Origin of the sequence: Motiliproteus sp. SC1-56, from assembly GCF_017309075.1 — a bacterium.
GTDB lineage: Bacteria > Pseudomonadota > Gammaproteobacteria > Pseudomonadales > Balneatricaceae > Motiliproteus.
Map to the genome: position 1 here is coordinate 165,695 of NZ_JAEMGS010000003.1, position 17,978 is coordinate 183,672.

The following is a 17,978-nucleotide window of genomic DNA, read 5'->3' on the forward strand; positions in this document are numbered from 1 at the left end:
AATGACGATCACCTCTCCCCTGCCCCTGATCGGCTTCGCCGCCTTCAGCGGCACCGGCAAAACCACCCTGCTAAAAAAGCTGATCCCGCTGCTCAGGGCCCGCGGCATTCGGGTCGGCGTGATCAAACACGCGCACCACCGCTTCGATGTCGATTCGCCGGGCAAGGACAGCTATGCCCTGCGCGAGGCAGGCGCCACCCAGATGCTGCTCGGCTCCTGTAACCGCTGGGCGCTGATGACCGAAACCCCGGAGTTGCAGGCCGACCCGGACCTGAATTACCTGATCTCCCGCCTCGACACCGATACGCTCGACATGATCCTGGTAGAGGGCTTCAAGCACCTGCCGTTTCCCAAGATCGAACTGCAACGCCCGGCGCTGAACAAGCCGCTGCTGTTTCCCGACGACCCCCACGTGGTGGCGGTCGCCACCGATGCGGCCCTGCCAAAATCCACCCCACTGCCGTTGCTGGATATCAACGACGCACACGCCATCGCCGCCTATATCATCGACTACTGCAAGCTTGATCAGCCGTTACAGGAAGCCCTATGAGCGAGAAGCACGCGCAAGACCTTCATCAATGCTGTGGCGGCCCGGGGGAAGCGCTGCTTCCCTTCAACGTAGGACGCGAGCAAATTCTTGCGGCGATTACCCCCCTTGAGCAGAACCAGGTGACGGACGTCCGCGCAGCCCTGGGGCGGGTGTTGGCGGCGGATGTCCTTTCACCGATCAATGTGCCGGCCTACTCCAACTCCGCCATGGATGGCTACGCTGTTCGCTATGCCGACCTGCCCCGGGACGGCGAGGCCCGCTTGCCCATAGCCGGCAGCGTACTCGCCGGACACCCGCTCAAGCAGCCTTGCCCGGCAGGGGCCTGCGTGGAGATCATGACCGGTGCCCAGGTTCCCGCGGAGCTGGACACGGTGATCATCAAGGAGGTGTGCCAGCGCCAGGGGGATTACGTCAGTTTTCCCGCGCAAGGGATCAAGGCCGGACAGAACCGGCGCCATGCCGGTGAGGATATCGCTCAAGGCGCGGTCGCCGTACCTGCCGGGACCCGCCTGGGCGCGGCGGAACTGGGGCTGATCGCCTCCCTCGGCCAGGCGGAAGTCAGCGTGGTGCGCCGGCCCCGGGTGGCTTACTTTTCAACCGGCGATGAGATTCGAAGTCTCGGTCAGCCCCTCGCCGAGGGGCAGATCTACGACAGCAACCGCTACACCGTGACCGCCCTGCTGGCACGGCTGGGCATCGACGTGGTGGACCTTGGCGTCATTCCCGACCGCCCTGACGCCATCGAGAACGCCTTCCGACAGGCACAGCAGCAGGCGGACGTGATCCTCAGCTCCGGCGGCGTGTCACTGGGTGAAGCCGATTTCGTCACCGAGACCTTGGAGCGGCTCGGGGAAGTCGCCTTCTGGCGCCTGGCGATCAAGCCCGGCCGTCCTCTCGCCTTCGGGAAAGTGGGCGATGCCTGGTTTTTCGGCCTGCCGGGCAACCCGGTCGCGGTGATGATCACCTTCCTGCAGTTCGTGCGCCCGGCCCTGACCAAACTCGCCGGGGAAACCCTCAAACCCGAGGTGATGGTGACCCTGCCGAGTGCCGAGGCGATCCGCAAAAAGCCCGGACGAACCGAATTCCTGCGCGCGCGCATCGAGGTCGACGCGCAGGGACGCGCCCAGGTGCGCAGCACCGGCCATCAGGGATCGGGAATCCTGACCTCCATGAGCCAGGCAGACTGTCTGTTGGTGCTGGAGGCTGAACAGGGGGATGTGGCCGCCGGAGACCCGGTTCGGGTGCAGCCTTTCGAGGGGTTGTTGTAGGCATGCCTAACGCATTCGGCCCCGGGCTCTTCCTCAAAAGAGCCCGGGGCCGACAATAGTCAACAAAGCTAAAATCAAGAGCGCTGACGGGGCCAATTCTGGGCCGTCCTGACCCTGCCCGATGCCGGCGCCGCACGCGGGCAGCGCCAACCCAACCGCTTATTTCTGCCCGGCCTGCTTGGCTTTCACTTCCTCGTACCAGAGTTCGTGATGCTGCTTGGCCCAGCTCTCGTCCACCTGGCCGGTCACCATCCCCTCCAGCGCACCTTCCACCGCCACGGTGCCCATGTAGGCATGCCCAAAGGCGCCGCAGATCAGTGCGAGGGAACCGATGGCGTGCACCAGGTTGGCAAGCTGCAAGTCCTCGCGCAGCCCCAGGTAGGCGGGAAAATCCAACGCCAGGCCCGAAGCCGACACCGCCAGTCCCCCGAGCGCGAGGAACCAGAACCAGAGCTTCTCGCCGCCGTTACTATAGCCGGCTTTAGGATGCTCACGGGTGAACAGACCGCCCCCCGACACCAGCCATTTCAGGTCGACGAGGGTGAACCTGTTACGAAGGGCCCACTTGAGCACCATCAGCAGCAGGCAAACCAAGAACAGAGGGCCCAGGTAGTTATGGACCAGTTTTCCCCCCTGCATCCAGGTGGCGAAGACCGTCTCGCCCATCACGTCGGGCAGAAAATGGCGCCCGTATAAAATACTGAGACCGGTCACCGCCAGCACGATAAACATGCCGGCAACCGACCAGTGCAACCAGCGGTCCAGCCGTTTCCAGCGTTCCAGCGTACGCCCGGTGCGCGGTTCACGCAGCCGGCTGCGCCCCAGCAACAGGAACGCGCTGGCCAGCACCAGCAGGGTCAGGCTCAGCGCCCAGGCGCCCGACGGCTTGACCTTGTCGTTGCGGACCTGGCGCCAGCCTTCGCCGCTCCTGTTGATCAGGACCCCTGCCTCGAGGTCTTTGACCGTACTGTACCCGGACACGCCCTGGGTGACGTCCCGCCAGTAGTCGGCGCCCTGGTAACCGTTACCGTCGGCAGAGGGTTCGTTCCCCGCCTGAGCACCGGACACCATCAGCATCAGCCCGACCAGCAGCACGGCCAGGGCCTGGCCCACGGCAGCCACGACCCCACCGTGGCCTTTCTTATTACTTATTCTCATCATCGCTACCACTTGTTGGGTACCGCCCCTCGGGGCGGCCGCGGTGAAGGGCCCCGACGGGGCCCCTGAAAAGCAAAAACCGGTTAGTTTTTGCGTCCCGCCGCGTTGTACGCCAAGTTCTGCCCCCAGGCGCCCTTGTTAGAGCCCCGGGCTACAATACGCTCGCGGTAGATGTCGGATACCTCGTTGGCATCCCCCGCCAGCAGCGCCTTGGTAGAGCACATCTCGGCACACAACGGCAATTTACCCTCGGCGATGCGGTTGGCGCCGTACTTGGCGCGCTCCTCCGCGGAGTGGTCCTCCTCGGGGCCACCGGCGCAGAAGGTGCACTTGTCCATCTTGCCGCGCTGACCAAAGGCGCCCTCCTGCGGGAACTGCGGTGCGCCGAACGGGCAGGCGAACAGGCAGTAGCCGCAGCCGATGCAGGTGTCCTTATCGTGCAGGACAATTCCTTCGTCGGTCTGGTAGAAGCAATCCACCGGGCAAACGGCCATGCAAGGCGCGTCGGTACAGTGCATGCAGGCGACCGAGATGCTCACCTCGTTGGGCTCGCCATCGTTAATGGTCACGACGCGGCGGCGATTGACACCCCACTCCACCTCGTTCTCGTTTTTACAGGCCGTGACGCAGCCGTTGCACTCGATGCAGCGCTCGGAGTCACAGAGAAACTTCATTCTGGCCATGGTTATTTATCCTCTATCCGATTAAGCCACGCTGATTTTGCACATGGAGGCCTTGCTCTCCTGCATCTGGGTCACGGAGTCATAGCCATAGGTCATCACCGTATTGGCCGACTCGCCCAGAATGTAGGGGTCAGAGCCTTCGGGGTATTTGCCACGCAGGTCTTCACCCTGGAAGACACCGGCGAAGTGGAACGGCAGGAACGCCACGCCCGGCTGCACCCGTCGGGTCACCATCGCCTTGACGCGAATCTTGCCGCCTTCGGGGGTATGCACCCAGACATCGGCGCCGTCACGCACGCCGTTGTTGTTGGCGTCCACCGGGTTGAGCTCCACGAACATCTCCTGCTGCAGTTCAGCCAGCCAGGGGTTTGAACGGGTCTCGTCGCCGCCGCCTTCATACTCCACCAGACGCCCGGAGGTGAGCACGATGGGGTACTCCTTGGAGAAGTCCTGCTCCTGAATAGAAGCGTACTGGGTCGGCAGCCGGTAATGGGACTTGCGATCCTCGTAGGTGGGGTAATCGGGCACCAGGTCACGGCGTGTGGTGTAGAGGGGCTCACGGTGCAGGGGCACGCGGTCGGGGAAGGTCCAGACAATGGCCCGCGCCTTGGCGTTGCCGAAGGGGGCACAGCCATGCTTGATCGCAACCCGCTGAATACCGCCCGAAAGGTCGGTCTTCCAGTTCTTGCCTTCAGCCGCCTGCTTCTCTTCGGCCGTCAGGTCGTCCCACCAGCCGAGCTTTTTAAGCAACTGATCGCTGAACTCGGGATGCCCGTCCTTGAGCTCATTGCCCTCCGGATAGGAACCCTCGGCCAGCAGTGACTTGCCCTCGAACTCTACCCCAAAGCGGGCGCGGAAATTGAGCCCCCCCTCGGCGACCGGCTTGCTGGGATCGTAGAGGATATGGGTACCGGGGTGCTTCATCTCCGGGGTTCCCCAGCACGGCCAGGGCAAACCGTAGGTGTCCCCGTTGGCAGGCCCCCCCTCGGCTTTAAGACTGGTGTAGTCGAAGGTATGCCAGTTCTGCTGGTGCAGCTTCATCCGCTCGGGGCTCTGGCCGGTATAACCGATGGTCCACATGCCCTTGTTAAACTCGCGGGTGATGTCTTCGATCAGCGGCTCGTCGTTGTTGACCTGGATGTGCTTGGTCAGCTCGTTGGCAAAGCCCAGCTTGGTCGCCAGCTTGTACATGATGGTGTGATCAGGCAGCGATTCGAACAGGGGCTCGATCACCTTGTCACGCCACTGCAGGGAACGGTTGGAAGCGGTCACCGAGCCGTAGGTCTCGAACTGGGTGGTCGCCGGCAGCAGGTACATGCCGTCCTTGCGATCCGGCAGTACCGCCGTTGCGGTGGGATAGGGGTCGATGATGACCACCATATCGAGCTTTTCCATCGCCTTCTTCTGGTCCTGACCGCGGGTCTGGGAGTTGGGGGCATGTCCCCAGAAGACCATGGCGCGCAGGTTGTCTTTCTGGGCGATATTGGCCTTGTCCTCCAGCACCCCGTCGACCCAGCGCGAAACCGGGATCCCGTTGGTGTTCATCGGCTTGAGCGGCTTGCCTTTGGATTGCTCGTAGCTGCCCTGGTCGAAGCGCGCCGCGATCCAGTCGTAGTCCAGATCCCAGACCCGGCTCCAGTGCTTCCAGGCGCCGCCGGAGAGGCCGTAGTAGCCCGGCAGTGAGTGGGACAGAACGCAGAAATCGGTGGCGCCCTGTACGTTGTCGTGACCACGGAAGATATTGGCGCCGCCGCCGCTCTTGCCGATGTTGCCCAGCGCCAGCATCAACGCGCAGTAGGCGCGGGTGTTGTTGTTGCCGGTGGTGTGCTGGGTTCCCCCCATGCACCAGACCACGGTGCCGGGCTTGTTAGTGGCCAGGGTCTTGGCCGCGGTGAACATCTGCTCTTCGCTGAGGCCGGTGACCCGCTCGACTTCGGCCGGGTTCCACTTCTTGACCTCTTCTCTGACCTCATCCATGCCGAAGACGCGCTGGTTGATGTACTCCTGGTCTTCCCAGCCGTTCTCAAACACGTGCCAGAGCAGACCCCAGACCATCGCCACGTCGCTGCCGGGACGCAGGGGCAGGTGCTGGTCAGCCTTGGCGGCGGTACGGGAGAAGCGCGGGTCGGCCACGATCAGCTTCGCCTTATTGCGCTCCTTGGCATAAAGAATGTGCTGCATCGACACCGGGTGCGCTTCGGCGGGGTTAGAGCCGATCAGGATCGCCGCCTTGGTATTGTGGATGTCGTTGAAGCTGTTGGTCATCGCCCCGTAGCCCCAGGTGTTGGCAACACCCGCGACGGTGGTGGAGTGACAGATACGCGCCTGGTGGTCGACGTTGTTGGTCCCCCAGAGGGCGGCAAACTTGCGGAACAGGTAGGCCTGCTCGTTGTTGTACTTGGCCGAGCCCAGCCAGTAGACCGAATCGGGGCCCGACTCCTCGCGGATCTTGAGCATGCCGTCGCCGATCTCGTTGATGGCGTCGTCCCAGCTCATCTTCTGCCACTTGCCGTCCACCAGCTTCATGGGGTATTTCAGCCGCCGCTCGCCATGGCCGTGCTCACGCAGGGCTGCGCCCTTGGCACAGTGGGCACCGCGGTTGAAGGGGTGGTCAAAAGCCGGCTCCTGTCCGGTCCAGACGCCATTTTGCACTTCGGCGTAAACCCCGCAGCCCACTGAACAGTGGGTGCAGATGGTGCGCTTGACGTCGGTCTTGGCGCCGGTGGTGGCGACGTTTTTCGCCTTGGCCTTGCGTATCATCGGGGGCGCCAGGAAGGTGCTGGCGGCAATGCCGCCCGCTGCGATACCGCTGTTCCCCAGGAAGCTGCGCCGGCTTAGCCCGGTCTTGGGCTGGGCGCCACCGTTCTCCTCGGTGGTGGTCTGCTTGGGAGTCAGTTTCATGATTGGTCCTCACCTACTCCAGGTTATTCTTTGATCTGTGCGAGCATGCCGGGATCAGATCCGGGCACTCTGGTAATACGCCCGCACATGGTCGGTTTCCCGATACCCCTTGGTTTCGACCTTGGTGTCAGGCCCCTCTGATTCAGTCTGCGCCGCCACCTCACCGCTGGCGGCGATAACCGCCGCCGCGCCGCCTGCGGCGCCCAGCGTTTTTATGAAGGTGCGTCGGCCTTGATCGGCTTTCTGGTTCTTCATCCCCATCTCCTATGCCCTCTTCTATCTTTTCATTCGCTTCAGTCATTAAGCAGAAGCGTTTCCTGTGCAGCAAAAAGCTCCCCGAAGCGGCCGACCGCGCTGTAAAAATGCGCCGCCGATGCCGCCTGCAGGTCGGTAAAAAACTGTTGTGTCCACCCTTGCAGGTGCTGTTTGAAAAAGCCTGCCGCCGCCGCGCTCTCGCCGCTTTCCACCAGCAGCGCCATCACCTGGCAAAGAGCCCCCACGTGGTCCTCCGGCTCCTTGACCGCTGGATCGCGTTCAATGCCCAGGGCCGCCAGGTCTTGGCGCAGCGCTACCAAAGGCTTTTCCATCAAGAATCCGGTCAGGTACCAGGAGCCGAACGGCACCAACTCCCCCCGCCCGATCCCGATAAACAGGTTCTGATACTCCTCGGCCACCTGAGCCTCTTCAGCGCGTTGCGCCGCAAGCTGCAGCACGCTCCAGGCCTCGTGCATGGGGGTATCGCACTGTTCGTCCAACTCCACCTGCTGCAGCCAGTTGAGCAGGTCGGCGCTGGGTGCCTGCGCCAGGAGAGACCCCAGCAGGGCATAGGCGTCGGCGCGGAAGCGGGTTACGTGGTCCAGGCTGGGGGGCGGCGTCGTCGTCATGGTCAACATCTCGTTCATTGCTCGGCCTCCTGCGCGGTTTTTGCGGCAACACCGCCGCGGGCGTAATCGAATAGGTCGCCCCCGGGATCGGCCTGCATCATATCCACCACGCGACAGTCAGCACACATTTTCAACCGCCTGAGCCCTGCCTCGTCGAACATGCTGTGACCGGCCAGCTTTTCAAGCACCCGCTCGATCGCGCTGGCCGTGGCGAAGGGTTTATCGCAACGAATGCAGCAGAAGGGCTGCTCTTCCTTAAGAACCTGAGGCGCTCGACTACGGGAAGCGTCAAACAGGTAACGCGGCTGCAGCTGCAGTACCTGTTCCGGGCAAGCCTGCACACACAGGCCGCACTGCACACAGTCGGCTTCGGTAAAGCTGAGGCGCGGCTGATCGCCATAGCTTTTCAGCGCGGCGGTCGGGCAGATGCCGGCGCAAGCGCCGCACAGGGTACAGCCGCTTTGGTCCAGCAGCACTCCGCCGAATGGAGCCCCGGCAGGTAATGCCAGCGGGGCGGGAACCACCTGGGCCTGCTGTTGCAGATGCTCGAGCGCTGCCAGCACCTGGCTGCGTTTATCTCCCTTTGCGTCCAGCTGCGCCATCGGTGCCAACGAAGTGCGCTTCGGCGCCTCACTTGGCACCCACTGCTCCAGGCTGTCGATCAGACGCACCGGCGTTGACAATCCGAGAGCCTCCACCAGGGCATTGGCCAGCCCCGATTGCTCCTCGAGGGTGGCGCGAATACTGGCGGGCACCGAGGCCGGGGTCAGCAGCGCCACTTCTCCGACACCCAGCGCCAGCGCCGACAGCCAGACCTCAAGGCCGGCGCTGCCCGCTTCCTCCACCTCGAGCGGCAGCCAGTGCCCCGCCAGGGAACCCAGGACCGCCGCCACCTGCTCGCGCCCCTGGGCCGCATCATGGATCAGCAAACAGGGATCGACCCCGCCCGCCGCGCGGTACTGTTCAATCAACCCCTGCAGGCGCTCCAGCAGCAACTGCGGCTGCGGGTAGCCATAACGGATGGCCCCGGTGGGACAGGCGGTGGCGCAACCGCCGGCACCGTGGCACAGGTGATTGTCGACCTCAATCCGACCGTCCCGGCTGCGGATCGCATCGGCAGGGCACAGGTCCAGGCAGCGGGTACAACCGGTCAGTTCGCTGCCGCTGTGGGCACACAGGTCAGTCTGTACCTGGAAGTAGCGCGGCTTCTCAAAGCCCCCCTTGAGCGCCGGGATCTCTGCCAGCGCTGTCTGGTAAGCCGCTTCACTCTCAGGGGCGAAATAGCCGGCGGGCTTGAGAATCATCGGCAGCGCAGGCGTGGCGCCTAGGTCCAGCACCGTATCGAAGTAATCGCTGTCAAAGGCGAGCCTGGCCAAAGGCGCAACCTGTTCTTTTACCTGCACCTGTACCTGAAAGCGCCCCAGGTAGCCTTCGATGTTCAGCAAAGGGAGCCGATACAGGTCCAGCTCAGGCACCAGTTCGGCCGCGGCCTCCATCTCCGGGAGCAGGGTTTCGGGCATTGCCTCGGTAATCAGCCCGACTTTCTCACGAACCGAATCCAGGCTGGCGCACGCCAAACGCACCCGGTGTTCCGGCCCCATGACCAAAAGACGGCCGGCAGATTGAAAGGAAACTGAGGGCGCAGCCAGGTTCAGCGCCGGGCTGACACGGGACAGGGCCAGGCTTCGCGCCCGCTGATTGGTCACGGCTTGAGACAAACTTGTGTCGGTTTTAGAGGTTGCGGTATCGATCGGTTTATCCTCCCGGCAGCGCTTGCACGGCCGCACCGGGGCAAGTCACTTGCTCCGGGTTATCCAGCAATCACTGCACCAAACTTCAATGAAATAAAAACACTCATAAGGCAAAGGGATACAAAGCCCAGGCGCCTCGATTCAGCCAATGGCGCCAAAATGACCCACACGCCACCAAGGTCTTAGGTCATTGTTAACCATCGGCTTCTCCCAGCTCATCGTCCTCGGGATCGGGCGAAAGGGCGGTCTGCGGTTGCGCTGCCCGGGAGGCCTGCCCATCGTTCTCGTTATCCGGCTCCTCGTCGGCCAGCGCGTTTTGAAAGTCCTGCTTCTGACGCTCCAGCCACTGCTTCATCTGGTAGGTCACGGTGTCTCCCAGTGGCTCGAACTGGGTGAAGTCGTCGTCATACTCGTTAAGACCGTCCCGGAGATTGAATTCGGGCAGATGGAAGAGCTTTTTCAGCGCCTTACGGCGCAGCCCCTCAGAAACCCCCTGGGACAGAAAGCCGCTGAAGTCGGAATCCTGATCCAGGGCTTCAAGATCCGGCATGTCCTCATCGGTCAACACTTTGACCGATGAGGCGACCGGCTCGACGCCGACTTCAGAAACAGCGCCCTCCCCGGGAACAGCGTCAACCCGGGCCTGCTCCGGCGTAGATGGCTCCTGCACCTCTTCGGGCAGGGGCTCGCCACGCTTCAGCCGCGACCAACGACCGATAAAGCCCACATCGCTTGGTTTATCCATCGGCGCCCACTCCGGCGTCCTCGCGACGCCTGGCATGGTGACGACGCTTGCTCTTGCCCACCGCCAGTTCGGGCTCCCCGTGGCGGGCAATAAAGGCCTCGATCCAGCACTGCACCGCCGCAGGCATCGAAATCGAAAACACATCTTCTTCGCCACCATCCATGTAGGACGCCGCATCATCCTGGCAGGCGGTGACCAAGTAAGGCTCCATCACCCCCTCGTCTTCGCTGCAGATCACGAACAAGCGGGGATCCCCCGAGCTGAGGTTGAAGCGGTAAGCCGCCCGCTCATCCCGGAACAGCTCCAGGGCGAGGCCTCGCCAGCGGTACTCACAGCCCTCATCCGCAAGCGGCGTCTGCTCGACGCTTAAGCACGCCTGCGCACTGCCACGATCACTCTCGCAACCGACCAATGACCACTGGTCGGCCTCCCAACGTCCTCGGCTGACGCGCTTGCGGCGCAGGGTTACCTGGACCGGCCAGTATCGGACCTCCTCCTGCTGCTCTGTTTCTTGCTGCACTTTCAGTGACCTCCGCAAAAATCCACCCTCTGATAACGCAATTTGTGTTCCAACCCGCTAAATCACGGCGCGCTTGCGGTTTAGCAGCCGTTACCCGGAACACACCTGGCAGGCGCGATGGGACTGCCGGGCAACATGCGGACAAAAGGTCCCGCCCGCTCACCGGCAACGGTTCATTTTGTCCCTTCCAGGGCAGGGGGCTTTCACAGGGTCGGGCTTCAGGGGCAGGCATGGAACTTGCTGAGCCGAACATCACCGTATGCGAACTGCGGCCGGGGCCATTCAACTGGCCCGACCAGCCTTCAAAGGAGACGCTCATGAATGCGCAACCACCCCGCCCCCTGCTGAGTCAGGCGGGGCTTGAGAACATTCACCGGGTCGAGGCCTTCGATGAGCAAGGGGCGCGCCAGGAGGTTTTCATTGCCGGCGAGTCTCCCCTGACCATCTACCTGGACAAACGGGAGGTGGTGACTCTGATGACCCTGGGGGTGCGCCCCGAATTGCTGACGCTGGGGTATCTTCACAATCAAGGCTTTATCGAGCGCATCGACCAAGTCCGCAGCATTCAGGTGGACTGGGAAGTGGAGGCGGTGGCGGTAGTGACCGAAAACGGCGTCTCGGGGCTGGATGAGAAGCTGGCCCACCGCACAGTCACCACCGGCTGCGGACAGGGAACGGTGTTTGGCGGGCTGATGGAGAAGATCGAAGCGACCACGCTTACGCCGCAACCGGTTCCCCAGAGCCAGATCTACGGCCTGCTTGAAAACCTGCGCCTTGAAAACGAGGTCTACAAGCGCGCCGGCGGCGTTCACGGCTGCGCGCTCTGCGAAGGCACCCGGGTACTGAGCTTTGTTGAGGACGTGGGACGCCACAACGCCGTCGACACGTTGGCCGGCGAAATGCTGCTTGAGGGCTGGTCAGGGGCCGACAAGGTGTTCTACACCACCGGCCGTCTGACCTCGGAGATGGTGATCAAGGTGGCGCAGATGGGCATCTCCACCTTGATCTCCCGCTCCGGGGTGACCCGCATGGGCATGGCGGTTGCAAGCCAGGTCGGCATCACCCTCATCGGCCGGGCCAAGGGGCGGCATTTTCTGGTCTTCAACGGCCATGACCAGGTACGCTACGACCAGGTCCCGGCGCCCATGGCCAAATCGCAAAAACAGTCGCAGCCACAGAGAGCCTGAGCATGGAAGCCGATCTGGTTCAGCCCCACCCCCGCTTTATGAACATTCGTCAGGTCGCCGAGTACCTGCACCTGAACGAAAAGAAAGTCTACACCCTGGCCAGCGAAGGCCAGATTCCGGCCACCAAGGTGACCGGAAAGTGGCTCTTTCCCCGCGACCTAGTTGACCAGTGGCTGCTGGAGTCGAGCCATGGCGGCGTCATGAGTGACCGCCTGATCATTGCCGGCAGCGACGACCCGCTGCTGCACCGGGCCATCAGCCAAGTCGCTAAAACCATGCAGACCCGGGCACTGGTAAGCTATACCTCCACCGGCACCCGCCTGGGACTTTCCCTGCTGGCGCGGCAGCGCGCCGATGTCTGCGCCCTGCACTGGGGCCCCTGCGAAGAGAGCCATTTCCGCCACCCCGCCCTGCTCAGCCGCCACCGCCAGCACCGCAAGTGGGTGCTGGTTCACGCCTTCAAGCGGGACCAGGGCATCATCCTGAGCCCCGGCTCCCGCCTCAGGTACGACAGCGTCCCCAAGGTCCTGCAGGGAGACCTGCGCTGGAGCCTGCGCCAGGACGGGGCCGGCGCCATGCGTTTCCTGGAGGAGACCCTGGGACACTGCGGTTACCGAATCGAGCAATTGAACCAGGTGGAACAGGGGCTGACCGAACGGGAAGTCGCCTCTCAGGTCGCCATGGGGCTGGCCGACGCCGGTCCCGGGGCACGCAGCACCGCCAGAGAGTTCGGGCTCGAGTTCGTCTCCATGGGCTGGGAAAGCTTTGATCTGGCCCTCTACCGCGGCGTCTTCTTCCGCCACCTTTTCCGCGAACTGATGCAACAGCTCGACAGCGGCGACTGCCGCAACCAGGCCGAGCGCCTCGGGGGCTACGACTTCAGCGAAACCGGCAAAGTGGTTTGGTCCTCCTGACCCAGCGCCTTCCGCGCCCGCTGGATATTCTTCCCCCGGTCGATATTCACTGCCGGCGCTGAACACGCGCCTTTGCCTCCATGACCTCACCAGCGTCGGCCGTTGATTTTCTCTTCGCGGTTACGCAAGATAGGCAGAACATACGCTACCGTATTCAAACCATTATCAGGTCATCACCACGCCCGTGGAAGCGTGTTTGTCCACCAACCCGTCACGAAGAGGCCCGCCTATGCCGCCCCCTGACGACGCCACTGTCCGCACCCGGGATATGTATATTGAACATCCCCATGGACGCCTGTTTGCCCGAATCTGGGAGCCCCGGGAGACGCCCGCTGCCGCGACCAGGGCGCCCATCATCCTGTTCCACGATTCGCTGGGCTGCGTCGCGCTGTGGCGCTCCTTTCCGGCCCGGCTCAGCACCGCCACCGGGCGCCGGGTGGTTGCCTATGACCGGCTGGGGTTCGGACGCTCGGATGCCCGCGAAGACAAGCCGACGCTGGACTTTGTCGCCGACGAGGCCAGGACCTACTTTCCGGCAGTTTTAGAGCAGCTTGGGGGCGGGCCTTTTATCGCCCTTGGCCACAGTGTCGGGGGCGGAATGGCGATCCACTGCGCAGCGGCCTATGCCGACCAGTGTCTGGCGCTGATCACCGAAGCGGCCCAGGTGTTTGCCGAGGATCTGACCCTTGAGAGCATTGCCGCGGCCAAGGTCCAGTTCCGTGAGCCCGGCCAGGTTGAACGGCTCCAGCGCTACCACGGGGACAAGGCCCAATGGGTGTTGGACGCCTGGACCGATACCTGGCTGCACCCGGAGTTCCGCCACTGGACGCTGACGCCGGTACTACCCAGGGTTCGTTGCCCGGTGCTGGCCATTCACGGCGCTCACGACGAGTACGGTTCGCGCCGCCACCCCGAGATGATCGCTGAGCTCAGCGCGGGGCCGTCACGCTGCGAGATACTCCCCGGGACCTACCACGTCCCTCACCGCGAAGATGAAGCAGCCATCGCCTCCCGGGTCTGCGAATTTATTGACTCGATCAACGCAAGGCCGCTCGAAAACCGGCTCGCCGTACCCTGAATCCAAGCCCGCCCCGCGCCCCGGAGCGTGGCTGCGAGATAAAGACCTAGGAGACTGAGGGGAAGTGCTCGGGGGCGATGCCGGAGGAAGGGAAAGAGGAAGGAGAAGACAGAGAAACGACCGGGGCCTTAACGGCCCCGGTCCGGGTTTCAGGAGGCCAGGCAGATGGCCTCACCGTGATCGTGCACTTCCACCAGGTGGCTGTGCAGGGCCTTGATGGCCGTGTCGTAGTCCTCTTCGTTGACCACAAACTGCATATCGACCTGGCGCATGGACTGATGCATGGCCATCACACTCACCTTATGCTCAGCCAGTGCCTGCACCGTCTTAGCCAGAAGGCCCGATATCTTCATATCGCTGCCAATCGCCGAGACGATCGCCACCTTCTGCTGGTTGACTTCCGACTCCTCGAACAGCTCCTCAAGGGCGCCGCGAATCCGCTTCACCGTTTTCAGGCTGGTCGCCAGGTAATGAGTAATGGTGTTGGCGTTGATATCCTTTGAGACGATGTGGCCGCTGAAACGGCGGATCACCGCCAGGATCTCGGTATCGTACTTGTTGATGTTGCCCGCCATGTTCTGATCGAACACTTCGATGGCGTAGACCCCCTTGCACCCGGCGATGATCTCCGCACAGGGGGTGTCGCTGACATAATCTCCGGTGATCAGGGTACCGGCATGCTCGGGCTCAAAGGTGTTCTTGACCCGCAGGGGGATATCGCTCTGACGCAGGCCCTTGGCGGCCCGGGGGTGAATGGCCTCCATCCCGAGGTTGGCCAACTGGTCGGCCACGTCGTAGTTGGTACGGCCGATCGGCACCGCATTCGCCTCACCCACCAGCCGCGGATCGGCGCTGCTGAGGTGAAACTCCTTGTGGATCACCGCTTCGCGGGCGCCGGTCAGCACCGCGATGCGGCTGAAGGTCATTTCGCTGTAACCACGATCGAAGGTCCCCATCAGTCCCTCTTCGCTGTGGGCGTAGCCGGTGGCGATGGGCAGCTCGGAGCCCAAATCCAGCCCGTGGAAGGCCTCGCGGATGCGCTGATCAAGGGGGATATGGCGTTCGGATTTCCAGCCGGTCAGGTCCACGAAGCGGGCGTTTACCCCGTCGCGTTGCAGCAGCCGCGCGGTATTCCAGGCACTGTGCGCCTCACCGATGCTGGCCAGCATTTCGCGTACCGTTTCCAGGTGGTCGTCCAGGGAGAAGTGGCCGTGAAGGCAAAGGCTGTGCAGGTCATCCAGACACTGACGGGCGCTTTCCAGGCGCTCGCCGATGAAACGGTCAGCCTCTTTCCGCAGGTTTTCCTCCGGAAAGAGGGTGGCGTTTATCTCCAGCAGCTGTTTCTGCAAAGCTTCCAGGGCCTCGCGCCAGCTTTCGTCCTGGATACTGCCTGAAAACAGGCCGAAGACACCGGGCTGGCCGCTCTTCTTGTGCTCAAGCAACTTGTCGGTCACGCCACCGTACGCGGATACGACAAAAATACGGTTGTAGAGGCTGTCGCCCTCGGCGGGCTTGAGAACAATGTTGTCTCTGACCGCGGCATAATCGCTCATCGACGTGCCGCCAATCTTCTCTACACTGTGGGTACTCACGAATTCATTCTCCTTAGCTTGCAGCACACAAGGCGCAACCGGTGTTACAGCGCTGCCCCCGTCCTGATGTGCCCAGGCGGTGGGCAAAGCCTCTCCTCCGCGGTTGCTTAAGGCACACGGCCGTGCCCTGGTGCTCGGTAATACGTTGACGCGATGAGGAGGCTGACCCTGCTATTGCAGCTCGGGCCACCCTGTCGTCGCTCTGTTCCCTGTGCCTGCCCGGTGCTGGCGAAAAAGAACGCCCCCTGCGCCGGACCTGTTCACTCGAGTGTCTCTTCGTATCGCATATGGCCTGGCGCGAGAAGCTTCCCCCGGCGCCGGGCCGCGGACGGTTAGCCGCCGATGCTCTCAGCTTCCAGCTCGTAAGCGCCGTCCTTGTTATGAACCTCTTTACCGTGCAACGGCGGGTTGAACACGCAAGCCATGGTCATCTCTTTGGTGGCCCGCAGCATGTGCTTGTCATGCTTGTCCAGGATGTAGATGGTACCGGGGCTAATGGGATACTTTTTACCGTCAGCCAGGGTCTCCACTTCCCCTTCGCCGGAGATGCAGTAAACCGATTCCAGGTGATTCTGGTAATGCAGCATAAAGTCGGCGCCAGCGTAGATCGTGGTGATATGGAAGCTGAAGCCCATCTCGTCGTTGCGAAGCAGCAGGCGGGTGCTTTCCCAGTTGCCGTCCGGGGAGACGATGCGACGACCTTCTTTAGCTGCTTCGGCGAGGGTTCTTACGATCATGAAAATATCCTTTCAGTAAAACGTGTAAAGCGTGGTTTACGGAGCCGGCAGAACCGGCCCCGCCTTGGGTCGCGAGGCCTCGGATCAGGAAGCCTGGTCGAAGTAGATCTTCTCTTCCGGAATGGAGTCTTCCTTGGCGCAGACCTCCTTGATCGCCTGCTCAACGATGTCCAGGCCGCGCTTGAGGTTCTCGTCGCTGATCACCAGCGGGCACAGGAACTTGACCACCTGGTCGTCGGCACCGCTGGTCTCGATGATCAGCTGCTGGGCAAAGGCCTTGCGGGTAATCTGTGCAGCCAGGTCGCCGTTGACGCAGTTGATGCCCTGGAACATGCCGCGACCGCGGGTGGTGAAGTTGCCCTCACCGTACTGTTCCACAATGCTCTCCAGGCGCTTGGAGACGTACTCGCCCTTGCGCTTGATCTCCTTGGAGAACGCATCGTCACTCCAGAACGCGTCGATGGCGGCCTTGGCGGTAACGAAGGCGAAGTTGTTGCCGCGGAAGGTGCCGTTGTGCTCGCCGGGCTTCCACTGGTCCAGCTCGGGCCTGATCAGCACCACCGCGAACGGAAGGCCGTAGCCGCTCAGAGACTTGGACAGGGTGACGATATCGGGGTAGATGCCAGCCTCTTCAAAACTGAAGTAAGTTCCGGTGCGCCCGCAGCCGGCCTGAATGTCATCGACGATCAGCAGCACATCGTGCTTCTTGCAGACCTTGTCGAGGTTGCGCAGCCACTCGAGGCTTGCAGCATTGATGCCGCCCTCGCCCTGCACGGTCTCGACGATGACCGCCGCCGGCAGGTCGACGCCGCTGCTGGAATCAGACAGCACCTTGTCCAGGTACTCGGTGGTATCGATGCCGTCTCCCAGGTAGCCATCGTAGGGCATGCGGGTGGTGCCGCTCAGGCTGACGCCGGCTACGCCGCGGTGATGCGAGTTACCGGTGGCCGCCAGGGCACCCAGGCTGACACCGTGAAAGCCGTTGGTGAAGGTGATGATGTTCTCCCGGCCCTTGACGTTCCGGGCCAGCTTCATCGCCGCTTCCACGGCGTTGGTGCCGGTGGGGCCGGTAAACTGCATCACATACTCAAGACCACGGGGCTTGAGTATTTTCTCGTTGAAGGCCTCGAGGAACTCACCCTTGGCCTTAGTGTGCAGATCCAGGCCATGGGTGATGCCGTCCGAGTGAATGTATTCCAGCAGCTTCTCTTTGAAGACCGGGTGATTGTGCCCGTAGTTCAGGGTCCCGGCGCCAGCCAGAAAATCGAGGTACTCGGTGCCCTCTTCGTCGTACAGGTACTCTCCTTGGGCGCGGTTGAAAATGCGGGGAAAGCTACGCGCATAACACTGAACTTCGGATTCGATCTCGTCAAAGATTTTCATTGATAGTTTCTCCTGTATTCCTCACGGGGAATACGCAATGCATTGAAAGGGGAAAAGGGTTAGACGGTCGGCAGATCAGAAGGGGCCGATCCGCAAAAGCATTTCCGAGTCATGCTCGCCGCCGAAGTGCCGGTCGCGATCAAACTGGATCGTCTTCTGAGTGGGTGCGCCCCGCCGTTCGGCGAAACGGGTAAAAAGTGCCCAGGATGCCTGGTTGGCTTCGGTGATTGTGGTTTCCATGTAAGCCACCTGCCGACACGCCGGGCGCTCCAGAAGGTGGGCCAGCATCCGGGTCGCCAGCCCCTCGCCGCGGGCCTTGTCGCCCACCGCCACCTGCCAGATAAAAAGGGTATCGGGGCGCTCCGGGATCAGGTATCCCGAGATGGAGCCCACCAGCTCACCGTCCAGCATGGCCACCACCGAGGTACCGGCGAAGTGGCTGCACTGCAGCAGGTTGCAGTACATCGAGTTGGTGTCCAGCGGCGGACAGTTCGCCACCAGTTTATGCACCGAAAAGCCCTGCGTGGCCTCAGGCCGGCAAAGCTCGATTGTCTGAGAACTCAAGCTGTCATCCTCTTGTCAATTTGAGTATCCATCCAGCAAAACCATTACAGCTCAAATATAAAG

At 62.5% G+C, this 17,978-nt stretch carries 17 protein-coding genes; 5 read left to right on the top strand and 12 right to left on the bottom strand.

Annotated elements, in window-relative coordinates:
• Position 1: 1 nt before the first annotated feature.
• Together mobB and glp are read left to right on the top strand one after the other, a co-directional pair.
• Entirely contained in the window at positions 2-550 is a 549-nt protein-coding gene (mobB, locus tag JGZ97_RS04425; protein WP_207061399.1) for a molybdopterin-guanine dinucleotide biosynthesis protein MobB, read from the top strand.
• Positions 547-1,818 (top strand): gephyrin-like molybdotransferase Glp, encoded by a 1,272-nt coding sequence (gene glp / locus JGZ97_RS04430; protein WP_207061400.1) that lies wholly within the window; start codon positions 547-549, stop codon positions 1,816-1,818. Before mobB ends, glp begins: the two co-directional genes overlap by 4 nt.
• Before the next feature lie 159 nt (positions 1,819-1,977).
• Here glp and JGZ97_RS04435 read toward each other — a convergent pair whose 3' ends face one another.
• The 8 genes from JGZ97_RS04435 to JGZ97_RS04470 form a co-directional block, all read right to left on the bottom strand.
• Positions 1,978-2,979, bottom strand: a complete 1,002-nt coding sequence (locus tag JGZ97_RS04435) for a formate dehydrogenase subunit gamma (protein WP_207061401.1) — start codon at positions 2,977-2,979, stop codon at positions 1,978-1,980.
• 80 nt (positions 2,980-3,059) lie between these two features.
• Positions 3,060-3,659: a formate dehydrogenase FDH3 subunit beta gene (gene fdh3B / locus JGZ97_RS04440; protein ID WP_207061402.1), complete on the bottom strand. Its 600-nt coding sequence runs from the start codon at positions 3,657-3,659 to the stop codon at positions 3,060-3,062.
• Positions 3,660-3,680: 21 nt separating this feature from the next.
• Complete coding sequence (locus JGZ97_RS04445) at positions 3,681-6,560, bottom strand: formate dehydrogenase subunit alpha (RefSeq protein WP_207061403.1); 2,880 nt, start codon at positions 6,558-6,560, stop codon at positions 3,681-3,683.
• Positions 6,561-6,614: 54 nt separating this feature from the next.
• Positions 6,615-6,815, bottom strand: coding sequence for a twin-arginine translocation signal domain-containing protein (locus tag JGZ97_RS04450; protein ID WP_207061404.1), 201 nt, complete (start codon positions 6,813-6,815; stop codon positions 6,615-6,617).
• 38 nt (positions 6,816-6,853) lie between these two features.
• Positions 6,854-7,462, bottom strand: a complete 609-nt coding sequence (locus JGZ97_RS04455; protein WP_242521535.1) for a molecular chaperone — start codon at positions 7,460-7,462, stop codon at positions 6,854-6,856.
• Complete coding sequence (locus JGZ97_RS04460; protein ID WP_207061405.1) at positions 7,459-9,162, bottom strand: 4Fe-4S binding protein; 1,704 nt, start codon at positions 9,160-9,162, stop codon at positions 7,459-7,461. Before JGZ97_RS04460 ends, JGZ97_RS04455 begins: the two co-directional genes overlap by 4 nt.
• A 226-nt stretch (positions 9,163-9,388) precedes the next feature.
• Positions 9,389-9,940, bottom strand: coding sequence for a DUF3306 domain-containing protein (locus JGZ97_RS04465; RefSeq protein ID WP_207061406.1), 552 nt, complete (start codon positions 9,938-9,940; stop codon positions 9,389-9,391).
• Positions 9,933-10,460, bottom strand: coding sequence for a DUF3305 domain-containing protein (locus tag JGZ97_RS04470; RefSeq protein WP_207061407.1), 528 nt, complete (start codon positions 10,458-10,460; stop codon positions 9,933-9,935). The genes JGZ97_RS04465 and JGZ97_RS04470 overlap by 8 nt, the downstream gene beginning before the upstream one ends.
• A gap of 317 nt (positions 10,461-10,777) precedes the next feature.
• Here JGZ97_RS04470 and JGZ97_RS04475 point away from each other — a divergent pair, with 317 nt between their 5' ends.
• From JGZ97_RS04475 to JGZ97_RS04485, 3 genes are all read left to right on the top strand, one after another.
• Positions 10,778-11,647 carry a formate dehydrogenase accessory sulfurtransferase FdhD gene (locus tag JGZ97_RS04475; protein ID WP_207061408.1) on the top strand — a complete coding sequence of 290 codons (870 nt, stop codon included), beginning with the start codon at positions 10,778-10,780 and terminating at the stop codon, positions 11,645-11,647.
• A gap of 2 nt (positions 11,648-11,649) precedes the next feature.
• Positions 11,650-12,561 (top strand): helix-turn-helix transcriptional regulator, encoded by a 912-nt coding sequence (locus tag JGZ97_RS04480; RefSeq protein WP_207061409.1) that lies wholly within the window; start codon positions 11,650-11,652, stop codon positions 12,559-12,561.
• Between the two features lie 229 nt (positions 12,562-12,790).
• Positions 12,791-13,639, top strand: a complete 849-nt coding sequence (locus tag JGZ97_RS04485) for an alpha/beta fold hydrolase (protein ID WP_207061410.1) — start codon at positions 12,791-12,793, stop codon at positions 13,637-13,639.
• A gap of 149 nt (positions 13,640-13,788) precedes the next feature.
• Here JGZ97_RS04485 and JGZ97_RS04490 read toward each other — a convergent pair whose 3' ends face one another.
• From JGZ97_RS04490 to ectA, 4 genes are all read right to left on the bottom strand, one after another.
• Positions 13,789-15,231 carry an aspartate kinase gene (locus JGZ97_RS04490; protein ID WP_207061411.1) on the bottom strand — a complete coding sequence of 481 codons (1,443 nt, stop codon included), beginning with the start codon at positions 15,229-15,231 and terminating at the stop codon, positions 13,789-13,791.
• 332 nt (positions 15,232-15,563) lie between these two features.
• Positions 15,564-15,968: an ectoine synthase gene (locus JGZ97_RS04495; protein ID WP_207061412.1), complete on the bottom strand. Its 405-nt coding sequence runs from the start codon at positions 15,966-15,968 to the stop codon at positions 15,564-15,566.
• A gap of 84 nt (positions 15,969-16,052) precedes the next feature.
• Entirely contained in the window at positions 16,053-17,351 is a 1,299-nt protein-coding gene (ectB, locus tag JGZ97_RS04500; protein ID WP_207061413.1) for a diaminobutyrate--2-oxoglutarate transaminase, read from the bottom strand.
• 75 nt (positions 17,352-17,426) lie between these two features.
• Positions 17,427-17,915 (bottom strand): diaminobutyrate acetyltransferase, encoded by a 489-nt coding sequence (ectA, locus tag JGZ97_RS04505; RefSeq protein ID WP_207061414.1) that lies wholly within the window; start codon positions 17,913-17,915, stop codon positions 17,427-17,429.
• Positions 17,916-17,978: the final 63 nt, after the last annotated feature.